The sequence below is a fragment of the Pseudomonas sp. DW-iso17 genome (genome assembly GCF_058725345.1).
In genome coordinates, this window is record NZ_JBZXEA010000011.1 from 554,819 (window position 1) to 579,311 (window position 24,493).

Sequence of the window (24,493 nt, forward strand, 5' to 3'; positions counted from 1 at the left end):
TCATGACAGTCGCGAGACACACACTATGCGCACAGGAGAATTAACAAAAATCAATAATTATTGGGTTGTGTATAAGTAAAGACTTATAGTTGGCCGGACGACCGGAGAGCTAAGGGCTTATAAAATGCGTAAGTCATTGATGCGTATGACATTGCGTCAACTGCAGATCTTCAATGAAGTGTGTGATTTGCGTTCCTACAGCCGTGCCGCCGAGGAAATGTCACTCACCCAACCGGCGGTCAGCCTGCAAATTCGCCAGCTGGAAGAACTGGTCGGCCAGCCGCTGTTCGACTATGTCGGCAAAAAACTCTACATGACCGAGGCCGCCGAAGCCTTGCAACGGGCCAGCCGCGATATTTTCGGGCGCTTGGAAAACCTCGATATGCAGCTGTCGGACATGCAGGGTTCACTGCAAGGCCAACTGAAACTGGCGGTGGAGTCCAGCGCCAAGTATTTCGTGCCGCACCTGTTCGCCGCCTTCAAGCGCCAGCATCCGGAAGTGCAATTGCAGCTCACGGTGGTCAACCGTGCCCAGGTAATCCGCCGGCTCTCGGACAACCGTGATGACCTGGTGATCATGTCCATGGTGCCCCAAGACATGGGCCTGGAGTTCCTGCCGTTTCTCAACAACCCGATTGTGGCCGTGGCATTGCCGGATCATCCCTTGAGCCTGCAAGGGCCGCTGCGCCTGCAAGACCTGGAGCCTTATACCCTGCTCATCCGCGAACCGGGCTCTGGCACGCGGCTGGCCTGCGAAGAATACTTCAAGGAAAAACGCGTGCACTTCACCCAAACGGTAGAGGTGGCCTCGGCGGAGGCGCAGCGTGAGTGTGTGGCGGCAGGGTTGGGCGTGGCCCTGCTGACGCGCCACGCCTTGAACCTGGAGCTGGCCACCGGCGGGCTCAAGGAGCTGCCGGTGGAAGAACTGCCGCTGTACCGCAGTTGGTGCCTGGTGCAGGCCAAGGCTAAACGCCTGTCACCGGTGGCCCATGCGTTCCTGGGCTTTATTCGCAGCGAACGGGTGCAGATCAGCGCGTTGGCTGAGCGTTTCGCTGGGCAGCCACGGGTGCCTGCCAATGCAGTTCCGGGTAGTCACTGATGCTCTGGAGCAACTGGCGCTCCTCGCAACGGTCTTCGATGGCGCGACGGAACGCCATGCGGCGCTGGTCTTCCTGCTGACGACGGGTCTTGACGGTGCTGTTGCTGTCTTCGTAGGGCCGGGTCATTTGGAGTCTCCCAATGCGAGTACGGGGAGTACAGGATGGGCGCGGGGGATGACGGTTTGGCGGCGCGGGGGTTACAGGATGATGAATCTTGCGAAGCTGGCGCAAATCCATGTGGGAGCTGGCTTGCCTGCGATGGCGGTGTATCAGGCAATGAAGAGGGTAACTGGCAGACCGCTATCGCAGGCAAGCCAGCTCCCACAGACCCTCAGTCGTCGAGGGCTTTGACGGATTTTGGCGAGAGGCGAAGGCTGCGCAAACTGCGCTTCACGCTCTTGAGGTGGTTGACCAGGCTCGGGCCACGGGCCATGGCCACGCCCATTGCCAACACGTCGATGACCACCAGGTGGGCAATGCGCGAGGTCAGCGGCGTGTAGATTTCGGTGTCTTCATGCACGTCGATCGCCAGGTTCACCGTGGAGAGCTCCGCCAATGGCGTCTGGCTTGGGCACAGAGTGATCAGCGAAGCGCCGCTTTCACGCACCAGGTTGGCGGTGATCAGCAGGTCTTTGGAACGACCTGATTGGGAAATGCAGATGGCCACGTCTGTGGGCTTCAAGGTCACCGCCGACATCGCCTGCATGTGCGGGTCGCTGTAGGCCGCGGCGGTCAGCAGCAGGCGGAAGAACTTGTGCTGGGCATCGGCCGCCACCGCGCCGGACGCACCGAAGCCGTAGAACTCGACGCGCTGGGCCTGGGACATCGCGGTCACGGCCTTTTGCAGCTCCACCGGGTCGAGCTTCTCGCGCACTTCCATCAAGGTGTGCAAGGTGGTGTCAAAGATTTTCAGGCTGTAGTCGGCGACGGAGTCGTCTTCATGGATTGCAAACTGGCCGAAGCTCGCACCAGCAGCCAGGCTTTGCGCCAGCTTGAGTTTCAGATCCTGAAACCCGGAGCACCCAATGGCGCGACAGAAGCGCACGATGGTCGGCTCACTGATGCCCACGCTGTGGGCCAGGTCGGCCATGGAACTGTGCATCACGGCCGCAGGGTCAAGCAGCACATGATCGGCAACCTTGAGTTCCGATTTGCGTAACAGGTGGCGCGACTGGGCGATATGTTGCAACAGGTTCAAAGGGCAGGACTCTTGTTATTGGCAGGCGCCAGGGATGTAGCAAGCTTGTAGTTATACTACAAGAATTGTCGTTTTGCCCGTGTGATGCATCACTAAATCGCCCTGCTCCCCCCTGATTCAGCGGGCAGGCGCTATGTAGCCATAAAGGCGGCCTACGCTGCGCTAAGAAAAATCTGCATTTTTACGTAACAAATCTGCCAGCCCCTCGGCCCGCATGGGCGGGCTGATCAGGTAACCCTGTACCTCGTCACACTGCTCGCCGCGCAGGAAATCCAGCTGCTGCTGATCCTCCACGCCTTCGGCCACTACCTTGAGCGCCAACCCGTGGGCCATGGCGATGATCGCACGGGTGATTGCCGCATCCTCGCGCCCCTGGCCAAGCCCGCGAATAAAGGCCTGGTCGATCTTTACGTAGTCCACCGGGATACGTTTGAGGTAGCTGAGGGATGAGTAACCGGTGCCAAAGTCGTCGATGGCCAGCTTCACCCCCAGGTCACGCAGTTGCTGGAAGGTGGCGATGATGTGTTCAACGCTGTCGAGCAACTGGCTTTCGGTCAGTTCCAGCTCCAGGTATTGCGGGTCCAGTGCGGTTTCTTCCAGCACTTGGCGTACCAGGCTGACCAGCTTGCCCTGGCGCAGCTGATGCACCGACAAGTTGACCGACACGCGAATCGGCGCCAGCCCCTGACGCTGCCATTCGCAGGCCTGCCAGCAGGCCTGGCGCAGCACAAATTCACCCAACGGCACGATCAAGCCGGTTTCTTCCGCCAAACCGATAAAGTCGCTCGGCGGCACCATGCCCCACTGCGGATGCTCCCAGCGGACCAACGCCTCGGCAGCCTTCAGCTTTCCCGTCGCCAGGCACAGCTTGGGTTGGTAAAACACCGTGAGCTGACGCTCGTCGATGGCTTTGCGCAGGTGGTTTTCCAGCTGCAAACGCTCCAGGGTGCTGGCTTGCAGGCTGTCGGTGAAGAACTGGAAATTATTCCCGCCCAAATGCTTGGCGTGCTGCATCGCCATATTCGCCTGGCTGACCAGTGCAGAAATTTCCCGTGCGTTATCCGGCAACAGGCTGACGCCCATCGAGGCGCTGACCACCAGTTCATGCCCCTCCACATTCACCGGCACGCGCAATTTCGCCAGCAGCCGGGTCGCCACCCGCGCCAGGCTCGATAGGTTGCCATAGGCGTCAAACAACACGGCGAATTCATCACCGGACAGGCGCGCAATGGTGTCGGCCTCCGGCAGCGCGTTGATCAAGCGCCGCGCCATTTTCTGCAGCAGTTGGTCGGCCACTTCATGGCCCAGGCTGTCATTGAGCAATTTGAAGCGGTCGAGGTTGATATGCAGCAGCGCAAGGCTGCGACCGCCTTGGCGCACGCGCTGGTGAGCCTCGCGCAGCCGTTCGCGAAACAGCGAACGGTTGGCCAGGCCCGTCAACTCGTCATAGTGGGTGAGGTAGCGCATGCGCTCCTCCGACTCGCGCCGGGCGGACAGATCGGCGAAGAAGCCTACGATATGACTGACGTTTCCCCGCACATCGCGCACCACGTTCAGTTGTAGCCACTGCGGGTACAGTTCGCCGTTCTTGCGCGTCTCCACCAATTCGCCCTGCCAGGTGCCGTGGCTGAGCAATGCCTGGCGGATCAGCGGGAAGTGGCGCCGCGCATCGCGACTGCAGGGCAGTTCCACGACGTTGCGGCCAAGCATGTCGTCGATGTCAAAGCCGGTGACGCGGCTGAACGCCTGGTTCACGGCGATCAGCGCGTAGTTCGGGTCGAGGATCACAATGCCTTCGCTGGCCGCCTCGAACACCGTCGAAGCCAGGCGTTGCTGCTCTTCTACGGCCTTGCTGGCACTGATATCGCGACGCGTGCCCAGCATACGGATGACGCGGCCACTGGGCGTGCGCTCCACGGCGCGCCCGCGGTCTTCGATCCACACCCAATGCCCATCGCCATGACGTATCCGGTATTCCACCTGATAGTCCTCGCTGCGACCCTTGAGGTGCTCTACCAGCGCGTGCTTGAGCAGTGGCAGATCGTCGGGGTGCAAGCGCGGTTTGAGGTGGCTGAGCATCGCCGTGACGTATTCGGGCTCCAGGCCAAACAACTCCTTGAGTTGCGTGTGGTGGACCTCGTCGGTTTGCAGGTTCCAGTCCCACAGGCCCAGTTCACTGGCTTGCAGGGCCATGGCCAGGCGCGCTTCGCTTTTACTCAAGGCGAGGCTGGCAGCATCCAATTGCTGGCTGCGTTGCGCCACACGGTCTTGCAAGCCGACTTGGGCTTCACGCAAGTTCTGCTCCACCTCGCGGCGCTGCTCGACTTCGCGCACCAGGTCTTGGTTCAACTGCTCACTGCGTTGCTGCGCCTGCTGTAAATGCTCGATCAGGGCCTGGTTCTGGAAACGGCGCAACAACCCGCGCTGGATCAGGCGGTTGACCTGCCACGCCACCAGGCTCAGGGACGCCAGCAGGATCAGCCCGAGCACGCCCCAGCCTTGTTGCTGCGGTGTGCCATTCCAGAACAGGTAGACGATGGCCGGCACCAGGCACGGCAAGGCAAACGACAGGTAGGCCCAAAAGCTCACGGCATAGGCAACGCTGGCCGACAAGGTGGCGGCGCCGATCAGGCCAAACACCCAGGCTTGATGCATGAAACTGTCCGTGGGCACCAGGGCAATGGCCGCAGCCGAGAGGGTCAGGCCACTGACCGCCGAGCCGAGCATGAACATACGGCGCCACACGGGCTGGGCCTGCCGGCTGGGCATGGCCGAGTCAAAGGCCGCTACTTGAATCACGCGCATCGCCACCAGGGCCAGCAGCCAGAGCAGCCAGACGCTGTCCAGCAGGTATTGATTGGGGTTCCACAGCAACCAGGCGCAGACCAGCCCGTTGACCAGCATCAGCAGCGTCGGCAGCAACGAGCCCTGATAGAGCAGGCGCGTGCGCTCAACCGCGATTTGGGTTGCATAGTGTTTACGGATGACCTGTGCTGGGGCCGGCGAGGGGCCAAACAGGTCGGTGCTAAGGGTCATAGGCGGTGTTCTTATAATGGTGAGCCCGAAACGTCGACGGAGCATACACAAGCAAGCGCCTGGGCCAAACTGCTACAAGTCATAAAAAACCTGCTGCGATTGGCCGCAAACCTTTGGCCCAGACCGCTTGAGCAAGACACGGCACGGGTTGCGGCCGATGACCAACCGGTCATCACCCCCGTCAGAATGTTCGCCGCGTCGCTAGCCCGCAGGCGTTTTGCACCGACCATCCGGCATTGGGATTTGCCCAGGCCCCCCAAGGCCCATAGAATGCGTCGATGCGCGATGATCTCTCTCTTTTGCTGAACTCCCTCAACGATGCCCAACGCCAGGCCGTAGCGGCCCCCGTTGGCCGTCAGTTGGTCCTGGCCGGTGCTGGCTCCGGTAAAACCCGAGTGCTGGTGCACCGTATCGCCTGGTTGATCCAGGTCGAAAACGCGTCCCCGCATTCCATCCTGTCGGTGACCTTCACCAACAAGGCCGCTGCCGAGATGCGTCATCGCATCGAGCAGTTGATGGGCATCAGCCCGGCCGGCATGTGGGTGGGCACTTTCCACGGCCTGGCGCACCGCCTGTTGCGGGCGCATTGGCAGGAAGCGGGGCTGAGCCAGACCTTCCAGATTCTCGACAGCGACGACCAGCAACGCCTGGTCAAGCGCGTGATCCGCGAACTGGGCCTGGACGAACAACGCTGGCCGGCGCGTCAGGCGCAGTGGTTTATCAACGGCCAGAAAGACGAGGGCCTGCGCCCGCAACATATCCAGGCCAGCGGCGACCTGTTCCTGGCCACCATGCGCAGCATTTATGAGGCCTATGAAGCGGCCTGCGTGCGCGCCGGCGTCATCGACTTCTCCGAACTGCTGCTGCGTGCCCTCGACCTGTGGCGCGACAACCCCGGTTTGCTGGCCCATTACCAGAAACGCTTCCGCCATATCCTGGTGGACGAGTTCCAGGACACCAACGCCGTGCAGTACGCCTGGTTGCGCCTGCTGGCCAAGGGCGGCGACAGCCTGATGGTGGTGGGCGATGACGACCAGTCGATCTACGGCTGGCGCGGCGCGAAAATCGAGAACATCTACCAGTATTCCGAAGACTTCCCGGACGCGGTGACCATCCGCCTGGAGCAGAATTACCGCTCCACCGCCGGGATCCTCAAGGCGGCCAACGCCTTGATCGCCAACAACACCGGGCGCCTGGGCAAAGAGTTGTGGACCGACGGCGGGGAAGGCGAAGCGATCAACCTGTACGCGGCGTTCAATGAGCACGATGAAGCGCGCTATGTGGTGGAAACCATCGAAAGCGCACTGAAAACCGGCCTGGCCCGTAGCGATATCGCGATTCTGTACCGTTCCAACGCCCAATCGCGGGTGCTGGAAGAAGCGTTGCTGCGCGAGCGCATCCCCTACCGCATCTATGGCGGCCAGCGCTTCTTCGAACGTGCCGAAATCAAGAACGCCATGGCCTACCTGCGTTTGCTTGAGGGCCGTGGTAACGATGCGGCGCTGGAGCGGGTGATCAATATCCCGGCGCGTGGCATTGGCGAGAAAACCGTTGAAGCGATCCGCGACCATGCGCGCCATGCCGATGTGTCGATGTGGGAAGCCATGCGCTTGCTGATCGCCAACAAAGGCCTGACTGGCCGTGCTGCCGGGGCGTTGGGGGTGTTTGTCGAGCTGATCGAGAACCTGGCCGCCAAGTGCGCAGAGATGCCACTGCACCTGATGACTCAGACCGTGATCGAGCAGTCCGGGCTGATCGCCTATCACGAAGCGGAAAAAGGCGAGAAAGGCCAGGCCCGGGTAGAAAACCTTGAGGAACTGGTCAGCGCCGCCCGCGCGTTCGAAAACACCGAGGACGACGAAGAGCTGACGCCGCTCGCCGCCTTCCTGGGCCACGCCTCGCTGGAAGCCGGCGATACCCAGGCCGACGAGCATGAAGACAGCATCCAGCTGATGACCTTGCACAGCGCCAAAGGCCTGGAATTCCCTTACGTGTTCCTGGTGGGCATGGAGGAAGGCCTGTTCCCTCACAAGATGAGCCTGGAAGAACCCGGCCGCCTTGAAGAAGAACGCCGCCTGGCCTACGTGGGCATTACCCGGGCGATGCAGAACCTGGTGATGACCTACGCCGAGACCCGACGCCTGTACGGTAGCGAAACCTACAATAAGGTGTCGCGCTTCGTACGTGAGGTGCCCAAGGGGCTGATCCAGGAAGTGCGCTTGTCCAACAGCGTCAGCCGCCCGTTCGGCGGTGGCCAGCAACAGAACTCCAGCAGCATGTTTGCCGGTTCCGAAATACCGGAAACCCCGTTCAGCCTGGGCCAGCAGGTCAAGCATGCGATCTTCGGCGAAGGCGTGATCCTCAACTTCGAAGGCGCCGGCGCCCAGGCCCGGGTGCAGGTGAACTTCGCCGAGGGCAGCAAGTGGCTGATGATGGGTTACGCCAAGCTCGAAGCGGTCTGAGCTGGCCACAATAAGCCCACCATCATGAAACACTGCGTAACATGAAGATTATTGGCCCTCCCTTGTTTTAGAGGCGTGCGGGCCAATATCTGTAATTAGTCCTACAGACCCTTCGGATTTGGTCTTACGCAAAAGCCCGAAACATTATGCCGCTAGCCACTGCCACGACACCTGTGCAACATGGCGCGCGTGCAATCCACAAATGGGAATTCCCTATATGAAACGTTTTCTTAGCATCGCCATGGCGTTGTGCATCGGCCTGACGATGAGCCTCGACGCCAACGCCAAACGCTTCGGTGGCGGCAAAAGCTCGGGCGCGGCACCGACTCACCAGACCAGCCAAATGGCTCCATCCGCCGGTGCGGGCGGTGCTGCGGCTACTGCAGGCGCAGCCGGTGCCGCTGGCGCTGCTGCCAAGGCCGGCGGTGCTTCGCGCTGGCTGGGCCCACTGGCCGGCATCGCCGCCGGTGGCCTGCTCGCGTCCATGTTCATGGGCGACGGCTTCCAGGGCATGCAGATCTTCGACATCCTGATCATGGGCGTCATCGCCTTTTTGGTCTTCCGCTTTATCGCCGCCCGTCGCCGCAAGCAGCAGGAGCACCTGGCTCCAGCCGGCGCGCCGATGCAGCGTGAAGCGTTCGAACAGAAGCCTGCCATGGGTTCGATCTTCGGTGGTTCGGCAGCCCCTGCCGCCCGTCCGGTGATCAACGCACCGGCCTGGTTCAACGAAGAGCGTTTCGTCGAAGCGGCCCGCAGCCACTTCCAGTCCCTGCAACAGCATTGGGACGCCAACGAAATGGACAAGATCTCCGAGTTCGTGACCCCGCAACTGCTGGAGTTCCTCAAGCGCGAACGTGCCGAGATCGGTGACGCCTTCCAGTCGACCTACATCGACGACCTGCGCGTACAGCTCGATGGCGTGGACGATCGTGCCGACAAGACCATCGCCACCCTGACCTTCAGCGGTGTGTCGAAGTCCTCGCGTTTCGACCAGGGCGAAGTGTTCAGCGAAAGCTGGAACATGGAACGCGCCCAGGGCGACGACCAGCCATGGCTGGTCGCCGGTATCCGCCAGAACGGCTAATACCTGCGCGTTTGAGCAAGCGGTAACAAAAACCCCGGACATGTCCGGGGTTTTCTATTTCACGGTTGCACTTATAGCGAGCTACTGTATAAAACGCCCCTATAAACCGCGCCATCTAGCAAGAGGATCCCGGCCGTGGAAGAAATCATCGAACAACTGCGTGAAGCCAACGAACCGGTCCCGGTTCCTTTGGAGCTACCTGACGAAGACCTGCTGGTGGAAATCGAGGAACAACTGTTCATCGACATCCCCTTTGTCTTCCGTGAATTCTTGCTGACCGTCAGCGACGTAGTCTATGGCAGCCTGGAGCCAGTGACCGTCACCGACCCGCAGTCCCACACTTACCTGCCGGACGTCGCGGCCAACGCCTGGGATGCCGGTGTTGATCGCAGCCTGATTCCTATCTGCCAGGACGGCGACGACTACTACTGCGTCGAAGAAGACGGCACCGTGGTGTTGTGGTCCGCCGAAGAAGAATTGGTCACCGAAGAAACCTGGGAATCGGTGTGGCACTGGGCACGGGACGTCTGGCTGGAAAGCTGATACTTGATAGCTTTTGTGGCGAGGGAGCTTGCTCCCGCTGGGCTGCAAAGCAGCCCCCGCCAACGCCAGTCAGTGTTCCGTATCCTTGTGGTTGTCCAGCGTCTCCAGCAACGCAACCTGCATCCGCGTATGCACACGGATAAACCAGCGCCAGAGCACTGCAGCCACCGCCGCCGTGACCACGGCAATCAACACCAGCAACTTGTTGGTCGGCAGAATACTGGCCGACAAGGCTGCCAATAGCAGGAAGATCACCAGCAGCGACAAGAGGGGGATCAGCTCCGCAATCACCCTTCGCACACGCTGGGTATGACGCCCGGCCATCTCTGGCTTCACGCTCATCTCCGCCAGCAGCATCGACAGCGCCTTGAGCTTGCGATACGCCGCAATCAGAAACGGCAACGACACTAGCAGCGCCCCGCCCCAGATCAACGCCTTCTGCCAGCTTTGATCGCTGACCCAGCCTTCCAGATACCCACCGATGCGCCCTGCGAAAAAGCTGCCGGCAAAGAAGATTGCGATCACCAATGCCAGGTTTACCCCGACTTGCAGGATGATCTTGCGGATCATCGCGGCCAACATCGCCCCCTCGCCCTGGGGCTGAATGCTGCGCAACCATTCTCCATACATGCCGAACACTCGGCTCATTCGCGTGGGCATCAGTGCGGCGATCTTCAATGATAGCGGGTCGGCCCCGCGAATCAGGTAGGGCGTCAGCAGTGTGGTGATCGCCGAAACGGCCACCGCCACGGGATACAGAAAGTCGCTGGTGACCTGCAGGGTCATCCCCAGCGCCGCGATGATGAAAGAAAACTCGCCAATTTGTGACAGCCCCATACCAACCCGCAGCGAGGTGCGACCATCGTTGCCGGCGATAAACGCGCCCAGCCCGCACGACAGCATCTTGCCCAGCACCACGGCCACGGTGATCACCGCAATGGGCCAGGCGTATTGCAGCAGAATCTGCGGGTCGATCATCAAGCCAATCGCCACGAAGAAAATTGCGCTGAACATGTCGCGAACGGGCTCGATCAGGCTCTCGATCTTAATCAACTGGCGGGATTCAGCCATGATTGCGCCGATCAAAAAGGCTCCGAGCACCATGCTGTATTCCAACTTCACCACCAACAGGCAGAAACCGAAGCACAGCCCCAATACAGTGATCAGCAGCATCTCGTTGCTTTCAAACTTGGCCACATAAGCCAGCAGGCGCGGCACCAGCAAAATACCAATCACCAGGGCGACAATCATGAACAGCGAGAGCTTGCCGACCGTGGAGAACACCTCGCCGGAGCTGACCGTGCCACTCACCGCAATGCTCGACAGCAACGCAATGATGCCGATACCCAGGATGTCCTCCACAATCAGCACGCCGAAAATCAGCTGGGCGAACCGCTGGTCTTTCATCTTCAGGTCGTTGAGGGCCTTGACGATAATGGTGGTCGAGGAGATTGCCAGGATCGCGCCGAGGAACAGCGAGTCCATAGTGCTCCAGTCGAACCAGCGGCCGATCTCGTAGCCGATCCAGATCATCAACACGATTTCCAGGAACGCCGCGATAAACGCCGTGGCCCCTACCTTGAATAGCTTGCGCAGGCTGAATTCCAGGCCCAGGCAGAACATCAGGAAGATGACCCCCAGCTCCGCCAGGGTCTTGATCGTGTCTTCATCGTGGATCAGGCCAAACGGCGGGGTGTGGGGGCCGATAATGAAGCCGGCAACGATGTAGCCCAGCACCACCGGCTGCTTGAAGCGGTGAAACAGGATAGTGACCACCCCTGCCACCAGCATGATCACGGCCAAGTCCTGGATAAAGCTGATGGCGTGCATGGCGAGGGGCTCCTTGAGGGTGCCGGCGCTTTTCCCACTTCTGGCCGCGCCTTTGAAGGGTCGGAAAAGTCTGCCTTGATCGTAAGAAAAGCCCTGAGAAGGGCTTTTGAAGGGTAACACCGCGACTTCTGCTGGAAAGCCGGTGCAATATATGGAAACAGATCGCTGCGCGCGTGACGGCAAGCCGCCTGACGGCGTCCCGTTAGGGATGGCGCTGCAAAGACTTTGAGTACCCGCAGAGGTGCCTCCCCCCAACCAATGCCTACAACCCGTGAGTGTGCTATGGAACCCGGAAACGCCCAGCTGTCGATGACGGTACTGATGACCCCTGACATGGCCAACTTCTCTGGCAATGTGCACGGCGGCACGCTGCTCAAGTACCTCGACGAAGTGGCCTACGCCTGCGCCAGCCGTTATGCCGGTCGTTATGTGGTCACGCTGTCGGTGGACCAGGTGATTTTTCGCGAGCCGATTCATGTCGGTGAGCTGGTGACCTTCCTGGCGTCAGTCAACTACACCGGCAATACGTCGATGGAAGTGGGCATCAAGGTGGTGACCGAGAACATCCGTGAACGCTCGGTGCGCCATACCAACAGCTGCTTCTTCACCATGGTGGCCGTGGACGACCAGCGCAAACCTGCCGCCGTACCGCCCTTGCAGCCGCAGAACAGCGAGGACAAGCGCCGCTTTGTGCAGGCTCAGCAACGTCGGCAGATTCGCCAGGAACTGGAAAAGCGCTACCGGGAAATCAAAGCCGACGCGCCGTAAACTCCAAGCGGCGAATCAACTCAAAAAAATGTGGGAGCGGGCTTGCCCGCGATAGCAGTGGTTCAGTCGACATCGCTTTGACTGAGATACCGCCATCGCGGGCAAGCCCGCTCCCACATTGGGTTCTGTGTCATTACAGGCTGATCGGTGTGGCTTCGAAGCGCACACGAGGGTGGGCAATACGGTCCTGGGCCCGCACCAGTTCCAGTTCATAACTGGCGCAGGCCTGGGTTTCCAGCAGCACTTCATGCACGGCCGCAGCGGTGAACTCAAAAGCGGCCACTAGGCTATCCCCCAACAGTACCCGCGCCAGGAACAGCCCGGACGTCAGGTCGCCCACGCCCACTGGCTGACGCGGAAACGCCAGCAGGGGCCGACGCAAGTGCCAACTGCCGTCGGCCGTCACCAACAGCATTTCAAACCCTTCTGGCAGTTTGCCTGGGTAATCCAGGTGCTTGACCAACACAGCCTTGGGCCCGCGCGCCAGCAAGGCCTTGGCCATCGCCAGGCAATCGAACAGCGATTGCGGCTTGCGCCCGGCAAAACTGTCCAGCTCCAGTTGGTTGGGGCACAGGAAGTCCGCCATGGCGGCAGCCTCATCCAAGAGGAAATCGCTGACCTCCTGCGGCACGATGCAACCCTTTTCCGGGTGGCCCATCACCGGGTCGCACAGGTACAGCGCCTTGGGGTTGATCGCCTTGATGCGCGCCACACCGCTGAGGATGGCACGGCCCTGGTCTGCACTGCCCAGGTACCCGGACAGCACCGCATCACAGTTGCCCAGCTCGCCAATCGCGGCAATACCCTCCACCAGCGCAGGAATTTGCAGCGGCGCCAACACTTCGCCCGCCCACTGTCCATACTGTGTGTGGTTGGAAAACTGCACCGTGTTGAGCGGCCAGACATTCACCCCGACCCGCTGCATGGGGAACACGGCGGCGCTGTTTCCGGCGTGGCCGAAGACCACATGAGACTGGATCGCAAGCAGGTGAGGTGTACGTTTCATGCGGGAGATTTCCGTAAAACCGTTGAATTTCTGGCCGAGCAGTATGCGACTAAACGCAGCCTGTACGACAGACCGGCGACACAGTTAAGCTGCGCTCACTTTGTTGGAGTTCATGGAATGCTGACCCTGGGAAACATCTTCGTCTTGATGCTGCTGGCCACCGGCGCCGCCTGGGTTTGGCACAACCACGGCTTGCGTGAACGGGCGTTGGCGCGGGTCAAGCAGCATTGCGCCAAGCTCGATATCGAGCTGCTCGACGGTGCCGTGGCGCTCAAACGCATCGGTTTCGTCAAGGATGCCAATGGCCGCCGACGCCTGGCGCGCATCTATAATTTCGAGTTTACGGTGACCGGCGAAACCCGGCACGCCGGGGTCATCACCCAATTCGGCGCCCACAGCGCGCAGATCGAACTGGCGCCCTACCCGTTCGAAACCAAGGAGCCGCTGCCCAGCGCCGAGATCATCGAATTGAGCCAGTGGCGCCAGGACCACGCCAGCAAGAAACATCAGTAACGGCAGGCTGCCAGGGCGCTTTGCAATGCGGCCACGTCCTGTGGTGCGCTGAAGATCAACTCAACACGTGAATCGCGCCGCCAAGCGCTGGGTTGCCAGTGCAGTGGGCTGTTATCCACAGCGTTGGCGGACACCCAGCCGTCAATGCTGTGGATAACCAATTTGGCCCGGCACCAGCCCAAACTCGATAGCCACTGATGCAGACGGCTAACATCGAATCGCTGGCTTGGGTGCCAGCGCCAGCCGATACTCCAGCCGCCATCCTGGCTCTGGCTCAAACAGATCGGCAGCCCAGGGTCGCTCCAGATCGCCGGCATTTGCCCCACTGCTTCAGGCACCGCAAAGTTATCCACAGCGCTTTGGGCCTGTGCTTTCAAACCGGGCAACCGGTCGAGTGGCAATTGCGCCTGGCATGTCCAATGGCGCGGGCAATCGGGTAATTGCGCTTCAATCGCCTGACGTTGCGTAGCAGTCAGCGTCTCGTCCTTGTTCAGCACCAGCAGGCCGGCACTGGTCAACGCCTCCTGCTGTGCCTGGGGCAACGGCCTGCCCGCCGCCAACGCCTGGGCATCGAGTACCAGCACACAAGGCTGCACGGCCAGCACGTTTTGCCATGGCGCCTGCCGCAGTTGCTTGAGCAATTGCGCCGGATGGCCCAGGCCTGAGGGTTCAATAAACAGCCGGTCCGGCTTAGCCTTACGCAACAAGCGGCCCAGCCCTACCTGGAACGGTGCGCCGTTCACACAACACAAACAGCCGCCTGCCACCTCGCCCAGGGCGATACCGTCATCGTCTTGGGTGAGTAAGGCTGCATCCAGGCCGATCTGGCCGAACTCGTTGATCAGCACCGCCCAGCGCTCGTTGGCCGGGCGCTGGGCAAGCAGGTGCTTGATCAGGCTGGTCTTGCCGGCGCCCAATGGCCCGGCAATCACATGGGTAGGAATGTTCTGCAGCATAAGAGGCATGGTTCAGGCCGTGTAGAGCGTTTGATCCTACGCGGTTATGCCAGCCAATCCAGCGTCAGGATCAACCGTCGCTCATCGGCCTTGAGCGCCGGCGAACGATGGATCAGGCCGTGCCCTTCATTGCCGTGCCATTTGGTGCCTTTGAGCAGCGCCACTTCACCGCAGTGGATCTGCTCGATGCGCTCAGTGGGCTCGGCATCCGCCTGGCCCAATGTGCGCCGGTCCATGACGCCTTCACGCAACCATTGGCTACCGATACCGGCGTAGGTGGTGATCAGCCGAACCGGCACGTGATCGACGTGAAAGCGCGGGCACATGGCCTTGTCCAACAGCCGTAAACGCACGCCGATGCGCTTGGCGCCCAGCAGACAGGCGAATGCACTGACCAGCCACGACACATCGGCGATAAACCCATCGTAGCCTTCAAGATCGCGACAACTGGACGCCAAACCTTGCAAGTTCGGCACGCAGTCTTCGTTAACCAACTCGACCACCAAGGACTCGGCCAACGGTTCATTGAGCGCCACCAGCAAAGCGCCAAACTCAGCGATATGCAGGGGCAGTTGGCGCTGCCAGATGGCCAGGTTGACGCCGTCATTGAGGATATCGGACAGCGCCAGCGGCGTTTCCCCATGTGTCTGGCGGATGACGGGGCGCAGGGGAATGACCGGGGCCAGCATCAGGCGACCTGCTCATACCAAGGGCCAAACGGGTCGGGCAACTGGCGCCAACCTTCGACGCCCAGGGCCATTTCTTCATCGTTGAGCAAGCAGGCGTCCAACTCGGTACGCATCTGGACAAAATCGATGTTTTGCCCGATAAACACCAGTTCCTGACGGCAGTCACCCGTGCTCAACTGCCAGTTAGTCATGATCGCCGCCACGCTTTCTTCGTCCTGAGGCCACTGGCTTTTCGGCACAAACCGCCACCAACGCCCGGCAAACCCATGACGCATCAGCCCGCCCGCCTGGGACCAACTGCCCGCATCCTGATGTTTGCTCGCCAACCAGAAGAAACCCTTGGAGCGCAACAGCTTGCCGTTGACCCAGGGGCGGTCGATAAAGTCGAAAAACCGCTGTGGATGGAAAGGCCGGCGCGCACGGTAAGCCGTGGACGCTATGCCGTATTCTTCGGTTTCCGGCACATGCTCACCGCGCAATTCCTGCAACCAGCCCGGGGCCTGGGCGGCGCGTTCGAAGTCGAAACGGCCAGTGTTGAGGATCTTGTTCAGCGGCACTTCGCCCATGACCATCGGGATGATTTCCGCCTGGGCGTTGAGGCGCTCGAGGATGGCCATCAGTTCTTCGCGCTCGCGGCTGCTGATCAGGTCGATCTTGCTGATCAGGATGACGTCGGCGAATTCGATCTGTTCGATCAACAGGTCGGTGATGGAACGTTCATCCTCCTCACCGAGGGTTTCGCCCCGTGAAGCCAGGCTTTCTGCAGCCTGGTAGTCGAGCAGGAAATTCATACCGTCGACCACAGTGACCATGGTGTCCAGGCGTGCAATGTCGGCCAGGCTTTGCTCGTTTTCATCGCGAAACGTGAAGGTTTCGGCCACGGGCAAAGGTTCGGAAATACCGGTGGATTCGATCAGCAGGTAATCGAAACGACCTTCTTTGGCGAGTTTTCCAACCTCTTCAAGCAAGTCTTCACGCAAGGTGCAGCAAATGCAGCCATTGCTCATCTCCACCAGTTTTTCTTCCGAACGATTGAGCGTGACATCACGCTGCACCTCGCTGCCGTCGATGTTGATCTCACTCATGTCGTTGACGATCACCGCCACCCGCAGGTTGTCGCGGTTGCGCAGGACATAATTGAGCAGCGTGCTTTTACCGGCGCCGAGAAAGCCGGACAACACGGTCACAGGGAGACGATTGGGCATCAGGTATTCCTCATCAAGGTTGGCCGGTCAAACTGCCCGTTTATGGCGTTCGCGCAGCTCTTCACGTTCTTTGGCTTCGATACACAAGGTGGCGGTGGGGCGCAGCAGCAGGCGTTGCAGGCCGATGGGTTCGCCGGTTTCACGGCACCAGCCGTATTCGCCACGGGCCAGCAATTCCAGGGCATCGTCGATCTTGTCCAACAGCTTCTTTTCGCGCTCGAGCAGGCGCAATTGCCATTGGCGTTGCTCTTCGGCACTGCCGATATCCGCCAGGTCGCTGTTGGTTTCCTGCTCGCGCAGTGCCTGGAACTCAGCATCGATACGGGCTTGCAGGTCATCACGCTGAGCCAGCAACAATTCGCGGAAGAAGCGCTGCTGGGCCTCATTCATGTAGTCGGCCGCTGGTTGGGCCAAAAGATCGTGTTCGGTCATGGGAAGGGGTTCGCGGGTCGGGCTGTACTTTTATGTTATAGTATAACAATACAAATAAGCCAATCCCTCTTGCTCGCCGCGACGAAGGGCGCAATGCTGGGTCACCTTCTTACGCTGAGAAACCCGATGAGATACCTGCTGTGCGCCCTGCTATTGGCAGCCGCCGGGCCTGCCTGCGCCCAGGCACCCAGCCTGTTGGCCAAGTGCACACGCAGCGCAAACCTGCTGGCGTGTGTAGACCCGTTGGGCAATGCCTATAGCGTGGCAACCGTCGGCAGCACCACCTACTTGCGCGGTTTCGAAGTGATCGGCAAACGCTATTGGGCGCAGACCAACAGCCGTTATGGGCAACTGACGTTTTTTACCGGGTTGGCATCGGATGGCGAGGCGTGGGTCGGCTACACGCGGCGCGTAGGCTGGACCACCATCAATCGGTTTTCCAGCTCTGGGGGCGCCAGCGCCAAGTTCACCTGCAGCCGAATGACCGGCTGTTAGGCCTGGCTGTTTTTCTGCGCCTGCACCCAGGCCATGTAGCTGTTCATGGGTGGGTTCTTCTGGAAGTAACGCTTGAGTCCTTCGAAAAGGCCATCCGCCACCGCCTGTTGATGGCGCGCCGTCACCAGCCGCTGGGCATCCCGAGGGTTGGAAATGAATCCCGTCTCCACCAGGATCGAAGGGACATCCGGTGACTTGAGCACGGCGAACCCAGCCTGCTCCACCCGTTTCTGATGCAGGCTGGTGATGTTTTGCAGGCTGCCCAATACCGAGCTGCCCAACTGCAGGCTGGAGGCGATGGTCGCGTTCATCGACATGTCGAGAATCACTCCGGCCAGCATCGGGTCCTTGTCCTTCAGATTGAGCAAGGTGGTGGCGCCCAGCAAGTCGGCGCCATTTTCGCGCTGGGCCATGAAACGCGCTGTGGCCGAGGTGGCGCCGCCTTCAGACAACGCATACACCGAGGCGCCCGACGCGGTCAGCCGTGGCGCGGCGTCGGCATGTACCGAAATAAACATATCGGCCTTGTGCTGACGGGCAATGTCCACGCGCTTGCGCAGCGGCACGAAGAAGTCGTCGTTGCGCACCAGTTTCACGTCAAAACCCTTTTCGCGTTTCAAGCGTTTAGCCAGTAACTGGGCGATCGACAGCACCACATCTTTTTCGCGCTGGCCCTTGGAGCCGATGGCGCCGGGGTCTTTGCCGCCATGGCCGGGGTCGACCACCACGATGATGTCGCGCTTGGGATGCGCCTTGTCTACCGGCGCCACCAAGGGTGCTGGCTCAGCGGCGAGTTGACGGGGCGCACGGGTCGCGTTGGTCAAGTCCAGCACCAGGCGATGGCCTTGTCCCTCCTGCGGCGGCAACACGAAACTGTTGAGCTGCATGGGCTCGACCAGGTCCAGCACGATGCGCGTGTCGCTCTGGCCGAAATGCCCGGAACGGATCGAGGTAATCCCACTGTTCTTCAACGCCAATTGGGAAAAGTCGCCGCTGAGCCCGGCGCCACTCAAGTCGATGATCAATCGGTCGGGTGAGGTTAGGGAAAAGGTCTTGTATTGCACCGGGCCGCTGAGGTCGAACACCAGGCGCAGCTTGTCGTCTGAGCGCCACAGGCGTGCATTGCGAATCTGCGTGGCGTGAGCCCCCAAAGGCAAGGCAAACAAGGGGCTGACCAGCAGCAGGTTGAGGAGCTGACGTCGGTGCATGGCATATACCGCAGATAAAGGAGCATCCCTACTCGACGTGACTGAACAAAGGCAGGTGCAGAAAATTCATCGTGCCTCGTATTGTTATACTATAACATGTCGAATTATTTCCAACGATGGACCTGCTTATGAATGCGCTGACTCTGCCGGATATCGCCGCGCAGGCTTCACGCCAAGCCTTGCCACTCGACTGGGTGGGGATGCGCGGCATCGCCTTGCCAATCCTGATTGACGGTCAACACCTGACCGCCACCGCTGATGCGGGCGTAAGCCTGGACGACGGCACGGCCCGTGGCATTCATATGTCACGCCTGTACTTGGCTCTGGAAATGCTCGATCAACAGCCGCTGACATCTGCACTGCTGCGTAATGTACTGCAGCGTTTTCTCGACACACATGAAGGTTTATCTAAGAACGCTTACCTGCGCATCCACACCCAACTGCTGCTTAAACGCCCTGCCCTGGTCAGCCCATTAGCCGGCTGGAAAACCTACCCCGTGAGCATCGAAGCGCGCCTGGAAAACCAGATGTTCCACGTGGAACTAAAAATTGACGTTACTTATTCCTCAACCTGCCCTTGCTCCGCCGCCCTCGCCAGGCAGTTGATTCAGCAGCAATTTGTGGATGATTTCGCCAATACGCCGTTACAGCATGAAGCGGTGCTGGCCTGGCTCGGCACTGCCGACGGCATCGTCGCCACACCCCATAGCCAGCGCAGCAGCGCGCAGTTGCACGTCCAGTTGCAAGGTACTGACCTGCCGATAGTCGGCTTGATCAACGCTGCCGAAGCCGCGCTCGGCACCGCCGTACAAACCGCGGTGAAACGCGCAGACGAACAAGCCTTCGCCCTGGCCAACGGGCAGAACCTGATGTTCTGCGAAGACGCCGCTCGCCGCCTGAACCTCGCCTTGAAACGCTCGGATGCCATCAAAGCCTTCCACCTCAAAGTGATCCACGCCGAAAGCCTGCACGCGCACGATGCCGTGGCTGAAAGCCGCTGGACGAGAGACTTTGCATGATCACCTGTAACTCTTTGCGCTGGGGTGCCCCCGGGCAACCGCTCACCCCGGCACTGGATTTGACCCTGGAAAAAGGCAGCCTCACCGGCATCATCGGCGCCAATGGCACAGGCAAAAGCAGCCTGCTCAAGGTCATTGCCGGCCTGCAAAAACCGCTGGCGGGAAAGGTCATTGTGGATGTTCCACGCCGTGGCGGCCTGGCCTTCTTGCCCCAGCAGCAACACTTGGACCGCCAGTTCCCCATCAGCCTGCAAGAGCTGGTCGCTGCCGGTTTCTGGGGCATCCAACACACCCCGCAACAACGCAGCCAACGCCTGCAAGCGGTACTCGAAGACTGGTGCCTGACTGGCTTGGAACACCGACCGTTGATGGCATTGTCCGGAGGCGAATTGCAGCGCGCCCTGCTGGCACGCATGAGCCTGGCCGACGCACCCGTCCTGCTGCTCGACGAACCTCACGCAGCCCTCGATGAGGACGGTCAGGCGCTGTGCTGGAAACACATCCACGCTTGGCACAACGAAGGCCGCACCCTGGTGATCGTCTGCCATGACCTGGCCTCCGTGCGTCACCACACCCAGCACGTACTGCAGATCAAAAACACCGGCTGCGTATTCGGCCCCAGCAAAGAGCTGATCCGCCCGCAACCGCAGATGCAGGTGGCCTGAATGCACTTCACTGCCCACTTATGGATGCCGTTTCATGAGTTCGTCTTTATGCGCCGCGCACTCCTCGGCGGTTTGGTACTGGCTTGCAGCACCGCGCCGCTAGGAGTGTTTCTGATCCTGCGGCGCATGAGCCTGATCGGTGATGCGGTGGCCCACGGCATCCTGCCCGGTGCCGCCCTGGGTTTCTGGTTCGCCGGCCTGAGCCTGCCCGCGCTGACCCTCGGTGGCCTGGGTGCGGGCCTGAGCATGGCCGGCCTGGCCGCGTGGATCACTCGCCGCACCGGCCTGCGCGAAGACGCCAGCCTCGCCGCCATCTACCCCATCTCTTTGGCCGCCGGCGTGCTGATCCTGGGCCTTGCCGGCAAGCGTCTGGACCTGCTGCACCTGCTGTTCGGCTCCGCCCTGGCCGTGGATCAAACCACCCTGACCGGCATGCTCTGGGTCTCGGGTTTCAGCCTGATCGCCATGGCGCTGATCTACAGACCGCTGTTGCTGGACACCCTCGACCCGCTGTTCCTGCAAACCGTCAGCCGCCTCGGCCCCCTCGCCCATGGCGTGTTCCTGACCCTGGTGGTGCTGAACCTGGTGATTGGTTTCCAGGCCATCGGTGCGCTGATGGTGGTCGGCTTGATGATGTTGCCGGCGATCGCCTCACGCTTCTGGAGCCGACGCCTGCCGGTGCTGATTGCGGTATCGGCGCTGCTGGGCTGCCTGTCGGTGTGGTTGGGTCTGCTGCTGTCGTTCTACTACTCACTGCCCAGCGGCCCGGCCATCGTGCTGGTGGCGGGCGCTGGGTATTTGTTGTCCGTGGTGTTCGGTCCGGTGCACGGTTTGTTGCGCCGCCCGCCTTTGCTCACATCCCAATGAGGTGTTCCGATGCGCGCTCTACTCGTGCTGTTCAGTCTGCTGCTGCCGCTTTCGATGGCCCACGCCGCCGACAAACTCCAAGTAGTCACCAGCTTCAGTATTCTCAATGACATCACCCACCAGATCGGTGGCGAGCATATCCAGATCAGCAACATGGTCGGCCCGGACGCCGACGCCCATACCTATGAACCCACGCCGGATGACGCCAAGGCATTGCTCAAGGCCAAGGTCATCATCAAGAACGGCCTGGGTTTCGAGCCGTGGCTGGACCGCCTGGTTACCAGCACCGAAACCAAGGCAACGGTGGTCACCGCCAGCAAAGGCGTGATTTCCCACACCATGGACGAGGATGGCGAAACCATTCCCGACCCGCACGCCTGGCACAACCTAGCCAATGCCGAGATCTATGTGAGCAACATCACCAAGGCCCTGGTGGCCGCCGACCCGGCCAACAAGACCGCCTACCTGCGCAACAGCCAGGCCTACCTCAAGCAAATCCATAGCCTGCTGGACGAGGCCAAGGCCAAGTTCGGCGCCCTGCCACCGGGTAACCGCCGCATCGTCACCTCCCATGACGCCTTCGGCTACCTGGGCCAGGCCTATGGCATCCAGTTCCTCGCGCCTCAGGGCTTGTCCACTGAACGTGACCCTTCGGCCGCTGAAGTTGCCGCACTGATCACCCAGATTCGCAAGGACAAGGTCAAAGCCGTGTTCATGGAAAACATCAAGGACTCACGCCTGCTCAAGCAGATCGCTGACGAAAGCGGCGCACAGATCGGCGGCACGCTTTACTCCGACGCTCTCGCTGCAGAAGGCCCGGCCAGCACCTTTATCGGGCTGTTCGAATACAACCTCAACACCCTGTGCGCCGCACTGAGCCAGCCATGATCCGCAAAAATCCTTCCGGCGACCTGCCGGTGATTGCCGAATCGGCCTACGTCGACAAGACCGCGATCATCTGCGGCAAAGTCATCATCGGTGAGAACGTGTTCGTCGGCCCTTACGCCGTGATCCGCGCCGACGAAGTGGATGCCAGCGGCGCCATGGACCCGATCACCATCGGCGCCAACTCCAACATCCAGGACGGCGTGGTCATCCACTCCAAATCCGGCGCAGCAGTGACCATCGGCGAATTCACCTCCATCGCTCACCGCTCCATCGTCCACGGCCCCTGCACGGTGGGCGACCGCGTGTTTATTGGCTTCAACAGTGTGCTGTTCAATTGCGCCGTCGGCGATGGGTGCGTGGTGCGCCACAACTCGGTGGTCGACGGCCGCGACCTGCCCGCCGCTTTCTACGTGCCCTCCACCACGCGTATCGGCCCCTACACCGACTTGTCGCAATTCCCACCGGTGAGTGTCAGCGCCTCGGAGTTTTCCGAAGACGTGGCACGCACTAACGTCGACCTGGTGCGCGGCTACAAAGCCCTGCAAAACGAGTTCTGAACCATGAGCCGCCTGCTGATCCGCAACGCCCGCCTGGTCAACGAGGGCCAGGTATTCGACGCCGACGTACTGGTCGCCAATGGTCGTATCGAGAAGATTGCCGCCAGCATTCAAGGCGATAACGAACCGGTGGAAATCGATGCCAACGGCCAGTGGCTGCTGCCAGGCATGATCGACGACCAGGTGCACTTTCGCGAACCCGGTGCGCCGGAAAAAGGCAGCTTCTACAGCGAATCCCGCGCGGCGGTGGCCGGTGGTATCACCAGCTTCATGGACATGCCCAACACTCACCCGGCCACCTTGAACCTGGAAGCCCTGGCCGATAAAAAGCGCCGTGCCGCACTGCATTCAGTGGCCAACTACGGCTTTCATTTTGGCGTGAGCAACGACAACCTCGACACCGTCGCGGCCCTCGCTCCTCGTGAAGTGGCTGGGGTCAAAGTGTTCATGGGCGCATCCACCGGCAATATGCTGGTGGACGACCCACGCGTTCTGGAGCGCCTGTTTGCCGAGGTGCCGACCATCCTGCTCGCTCACTGCGAACACACGCCCAGCATCCTGGCCAACGAGCAACGCCTGCGCGAACGCTTCGGCGAGCATATTCCCGCAGTCGCCCACCCGCTGATCCGCGATGCCGAGGCCTGTTATCGCTCGTCATCGTTTGCCGTGGAATTGGCCAAACGCCATGGCACGCGCCTGCATGTGTTGCACCTGACCACCGCGCGGGAACTGGCGTTGTTCGAAGACAAGCCCCTGGCCGACAAGCACATCACCGCCGAGGTCTGCCTGCACCACCTGCTGTTCGATGACCGCGATTACCACCACCTCGGCCACCAGATCAAATGCAACCCGGCGATCAAGACCCGCACCGACCGCGACGCGCTGCGCCTGGCATTATTGAGTGATCGTCTGGATGTGATTGGCACCGACCATGCGCCGCATACCTGGGCGCAAAAACAGTTGGGCTATCGGCAAGCACCCTCGGGCTTGCCTCTGGTGCAGCATGCCCTGCCGGCGTTACTGGAGTTGGTGGCCGACGGGCATTTGCCCTTGACCACTCTGGTAGCCAAGACCAGCCACCGCGTGGCCGACCTGTTTGCCATCGCTGATCGCGGCTACGTGCGCGAAGGCTACTGGGCCGACCTGGTACTGATCAAACCGGAGCCTGCCGGCAAGCCGGTCAACAGCCAGCCTATTCTCGCCCGCTGCGGCTGGACACCCTTTGCAGAACGCAGCTTTCGCCACAGCGTGAGTACCACACTGGTCAGCGGCCACCTGGCCTGGCACAACGGCCAGGTGGTCAACAGTTGCCAGGGCTTGCCCCTGCAGTTCGGGCGTTAAGCGCGGGGTTTGACCGAACCGCAATCGTTGCCCAGCCACTGAGCGTGGCTGTCCAGGCTACCCTTCTGCTGGATCCCGGTGGCATTGAAGGTACCGTTGACGCTGGTGGTGAATTCTTTCTGGCTCTGAAACGTTGCCACCCCAGTGCCCTGGGCTTTCGGGCAACTGAAGCGGAACTTCCACTGGTTGCCGCTCTTGTCGGTGACTTCCTGTTTGCAGCCCGATTGAGGGTCGGTCAGGGGGATCGAATCGGAGGCCACCTGGGCCGGGGTCAGGCACACCTGTACGCCTTTACCGGCCATGTTAATGCCTTGTTTTTCGAGCATGGCGCGCTGTTCAGGGGTCATCTGTTGCTTGAGTTGACCGAGGATCAGCGACAAGTCCGGCAGGTCCTGGTTATCGACTTTCATATTGCTGGTGGTCAATTCCCACAAGCCCGGCGCCAGCATCTGCGCCTGTGCCGCCACAGGCAGCGACAAACCAACAACCATGGCCAAACCAAGCAGACGAGCATTCATCGGGTAACTCCTGGGTAATTGTGGGCGTTAGACGTCGCAAAGCAGCCAGTGTTGCATGGCAAATAAAATAGCGACATTCACAGCCGTTCATGGTCTGTTACGCACTGGACTGC

General features: G+C 60.7%; 24 protein-coding genes. 13 read left to right on the top strand and 11 right to left on the bottom strand.

Going from position 1 to position 24,493, the window contains the following annotated elements; translation table 11 throughout:
* Positions 1 to 124 precede the first annotated feature (124 nt).
* On the top strand, positions 125 to 1,099 hold the full coding sequence (locus AC4PS6_RS10425; RefSeq protein ID WP_014720552.1) for a LysR family transcriptional regulator: 975 nt from the start codon (positions 125 to 127) through the stop codon (positions 1,097 to 1,099).
* Here AC4PS6_RS10425 and AC4PS6_RS10430 read toward each other — a convergent pair.
* The 3 genes from AC4PS6_RS10430 to AC4PS6_RS10440 all read right to left on the bottom strand — a co-directional run bounded on the left by AC4PS6_RS10430 (position 1,029) and on the right by AC4PS6_RS10440 (position 5,334).
* Positions 1,029 to 1,226: a PA3496 family putative envelope integrity protein gene (locus tag AC4PS6_RS10430; RefSeq protein WP_020302818.1), complete on the bottom strand. Its 198-nt coding sequence runs from the start codon at positions 1,224 to 1,226 to the stop codon at positions 1,029 to 1,031. The genes AC4PS6_RS10425 and AC4PS6_RS10430 overlap by 71 nt on opposite strands.
* Before the next feature lie 205 nt (positions 1,227 to 1,431).
* Complete coding sequence (hexR, locus tag AC4PS6_RS10435) at positions 1,432 to 2,298, bottom strand: transcriptional regulator HexR (RefSeq protein ID WP_003177007.1); 867 nt, start codon at positions 2,296 to 2,298, stop codon at positions 1,432 to 1,434.
* A gap of 162 nt (positions 2,299 to 2,460) precedes the next feature.
* A complete protein-coding gene (locus AC4PS6_RS10440; RefSeq protein ID WP_014720553.1) occupies positions 2,461 to 5,334 on the bottom strand; it encodes a putative bifunctional diguanylate cyclase/phosphodiesterase in 2,874 nt (957 codons plus the stop codon).
* A 278-nt stretch (positions 5,335 to 5,612) separates the two neighbouring features.
* Between AC4PS6_RS10440 and uvrD the strand changes: the two genes are divergently transcribed.
* From uvrD to AC4PS6_RS10455, 3 genes are all read left to right on the top strand, one after another.
* Positions 5,613 to 7,796, top strand: coding sequence for a DNA helicase II (uvrD, locus tag AC4PS6_RS10445; RefSeq protein ID WP_014720554.1), 2,184 nt, complete (start codon positions 5,613 to 5,615; stop codon positions 7,794 to 7,796).
* A gap of 217 nt (positions 7,797 to 8,013) precedes the next feature.
* Complete coding sequence (locus AC4PS6_RS10450) at positions 8,014 to 8,880, top strand: Tim44 domain-containing protein (RefSeq protein WP_003195740.1); 867 nt, start codon at positions 8,014 to 8,016, stop codon at positions 8,878 to 8,880.
* A 135-nt stretch (positions 8,881 to 9,015) separates the two neighbouring features.
* Complete coding sequence (locus AC4PS6_RS10455; RefSeq protein WP_014720555.1) at positions 9,016 to 9,423, top strand: SMI1/KNR4 family protein; 408 nt, start codon at positions 9,016 to 9,018, stop codon at positions 9,421 to 9,423.
* Positions 9,424 to 9,492: 69 nt separating this feature from the next.
* Here AC4PS6_RS10455 and AC4PS6_RS10460 read toward each other — a convergent pair whose 3' ends face one another.
* Positions 9,493 to 11,253 carry a cation:proton antiporter gene (locus AC4PS6_RS10460; protein ID WP_103452133.1) on the bottom strand — a complete coding sequence of 587 codons (1,761 nt, stop codon included), beginning with the start codon at positions 11,251 to 11,253 and terminating at the stop codon, positions 9,493 to 9,495.
* A 282-nt stretch (positions 11,254 to 11,535) separates the two neighbouring features.
* Between AC4PS6_RS10460 and AC4PS6_RS10465 the strand changes: the two genes are divergently transcribed.
* Positions 11,536 to 12,021 carry an acyl-CoA thioesterase gene (locus AC4PS6_RS10465; RefSeq protein ID WP_003195747.1) on the top strand — a complete coding sequence of 162 codons (486 nt, stop codon included), beginning with the start codon at positions 11,536 to 11,538 and terminating at the stop codon, positions 12,019 to 12,021.
* Between the two features lie 133 nt (positions 12,022 to 12,154).
* Here the strand turns inward: AC4PS6_RS10465 and pdxY are convergent, their stop codons facing one another.
* Positions 12,155 to 13,027 (bottom strand): pyridoxal kinase PdxY, encoded by an 873-nt coding sequence (pdxY, locus tag AC4PS6_RS10470; protein WP_014720557.1) that lies wholly within the window; start codon positions 13,025 to 13,027, stop codon positions 12,155 to 12,157.
* 117 nt (positions 13,028 to 13,144) lie between these two features.
* Between pdxY and AC4PS6_RS10475 the strand changes: the two genes are divergently transcribed.
* Positions 13,145 to 13,540 carry a DUF3301 domain-containing protein gene (locus tag AC4PS6_RS10475; protein ID WP_003195752.1) on the top strand — a complete coding sequence of 132 codons (396 nt, stop codon included), beginning with the start codon at positions 13,145 to 13,147 and terminating at the stop codon, positions 13,538 to 13,540.
* Here AC4PS6_RS10475 and AC4PS6_RS10480 read toward each other — a convergent pair.
* From AC4PS6_RS10480 to dksA, 4 genes are read right to left on the bottom strand one after another with little or no spacing between them, the layout of a single operon-like run.
* Complete coding sequence (locus tag AC4PS6_RS10480) at positions 13,534 to 14,496, bottom strand: CobW family GTP-binding protein (protein WP_336827116.1); 963 nt, start codon at positions 14,494 to 14,496, stop codon at positions 13,534 to 13,536. The genes AC4PS6_RS10475 and AC4PS6_RS10480 overlap by 7 nt on opposite strands.
* Before the next feature lie 44 nt (positions 14,497 to 14,540).
* Entirely contained in the window at positions 14,541 to 15,185 is a 645-nt protein-coding gene (locus AC4PS6_RS10485) for a DUF1826 domain-containing protein (protein WP_032901865.1), read from the bottom strand.
* On the bottom strand, positions 15,185 to 16,390 hold the full coding sequence (gene zigA, locus AC4PS6_RS10490) for a zinc metallochaperone GTPase ZigA (RefSeq protein ID WP_019818158.1): 1,206 nt from the start codon (positions 16,388 to 16,390) through the stop codon (positions 15,185 to 15,187). Before zigA ends, AC4PS6_RS10485 begins: the two co-directional genes overlap by 1 nt.
* A gap of 27 nt (positions 16,391 to 16,417) precedes the next feature.
* Positions 16,418 to 16,822 (bottom strand): RNA polymerase-binding protein DksA, encoded by a 405-nt coding sequence (gene dksA, locus AC4PS6_RS10495; protein WP_003195761.1) that lies wholly within the window; start codon positions 16,820 to 16,822, stop codon positions 16,418 to 16,420.
* A 126-nt stretch (positions 16,823 to 16,948) separates the two neighbouring features.
* Here dksA and AC4PS6_RS10500 point away from each other — a divergent pair, with 126 nt between their 5' ends.
* A complete protein-coding gene (locus AC4PS6_RS10500) occupies positions 16,949 to 17,317 on the top strand; it encodes a hypothetical protein (protein WP_019818159.1) in 369 nt (122 codons plus the stop codon).
* Here AC4PS6_RS10500 and AC4PS6_RS10505 read toward each other — a convergent pair.
* Positions 17,314 to 18,525, bottom strand: a complete 1,212-nt coding sequence (locus AC4PS6_RS10505) for an N-acetylmuramoyl-L-alanine amidase (protein ID WP_060766916.1) — start codon at positions 18,523 to 18,525, stop codon at positions 17,314 to 17,316. The genes AC4PS6_RS10500 and AC4PS6_RS10505 overlap by 4 nt on opposite strands.
* Positions 18,526 to 18,653: 128 nt before the next feature.
* On the opposite strand from AC4PS6_RS10505, the gene folE2 reads away from it, so the two are divergent.
* From folE2 to AC4PS6_RS10535, 6 genes are read left to right on the top strand one after another with little or no spacing between them, the layout of a single operon-like run.
* Positions 18,654 to 19,544, top strand: coding sequence for a GTP cyclohydrolase FolE2 (folE2, locus tag AC4PS6_RS10510; RefSeq protein ID WP_020302044.1), 891 nt, complete (start codon positions 18,654 to 18,656; stop codon positions 19,542 to 19,544).
* Entirely contained in the window at positions 19,541 to 20,209 is a 669-nt protein-coding gene (locus tag AC4PS6_RS10515; RefSeq protein WP_014720564.1) for a metal ABC transporter ATP-binding protein, read from the top strand. Before folE2 ends, AC4PS6_RS10515 begins: the two co-directional genes overlap by 4 nt.
* Positions 20,210 to 21,076 (top strand): metal ABC transporter permease, encoded by an 867-nt coding sequence (locus AC4PS6_RS10520; RefSeq protein ID WP_014720565.1) that lies wholly within the window; start codon positions 20,210 to 20,212, stop codon positions 21,074 to 21,076. It begins immediately after the preceding gene.
* Between the two features lie 9 nt (positions 21,077 to 21,085).
* Positions 21,086 to 21,964 (top strand): metal ABC transporter substrate-binding protein, encoded by an 879-nt coding sequence (locus AC4PS6_RS10525; RefSeq protein WP_014720566.1) that lies wholly within the window; start codon positions 21,086 to 21,088, stop codon positions 21,962 to 21,964.
* Entirely contained in the window at positions 21,961 to 22,521 is a 561-nt protein-coding gene (locus AC4PS6_RS10530; protein WP_014720567.1) for a gamma carbonic anhydrase family protein, read from the top strand. Before AC4PS6_RS10525 ends, AC4PS6_RS10530 begins: the two co-directional genes overlap by 4 nt.
* A 3-nt stretch (positions 22,522 to 22,524) precedes the next feature.
* Positions 22,525 to 23,862 carry a dihydroorotase gene (locus tag AC4PS6_RS10535; RefSeq protein WP_336827110.1) on the top strand — a complete coding sequence of 446 codons (1,338 nt, stop codon included), beginning with the start codon at positions 22,525 to 22,527 and terminating at the stop codon, positions 23,860 to 23,862.
* Here AC4PS6_RS10535 and AC4PS6_RS10540 read toward each other — a convergent pair.
* Positions 23,859 to 24,380 carry a DUF3617 domain-containing protein gene (locus tag AC4PS6_RS10540; protein ID WP_014720569.1) on the bottom strand — a complete coding sequence of 174 codons (522 nt, stop codon included), beginning with the start codon at positions 24,378 to 24,380 and terminating at the stop codon, positions 23,859 to 23,861. The two genes, AC4PS6_RS10535 and AC4PS6_RS10540, sit on opposite strands and share 4 nt — an antisense overlap.
* Positions 24,381 to 24,493: the final 113 nt, after the last annotated feature.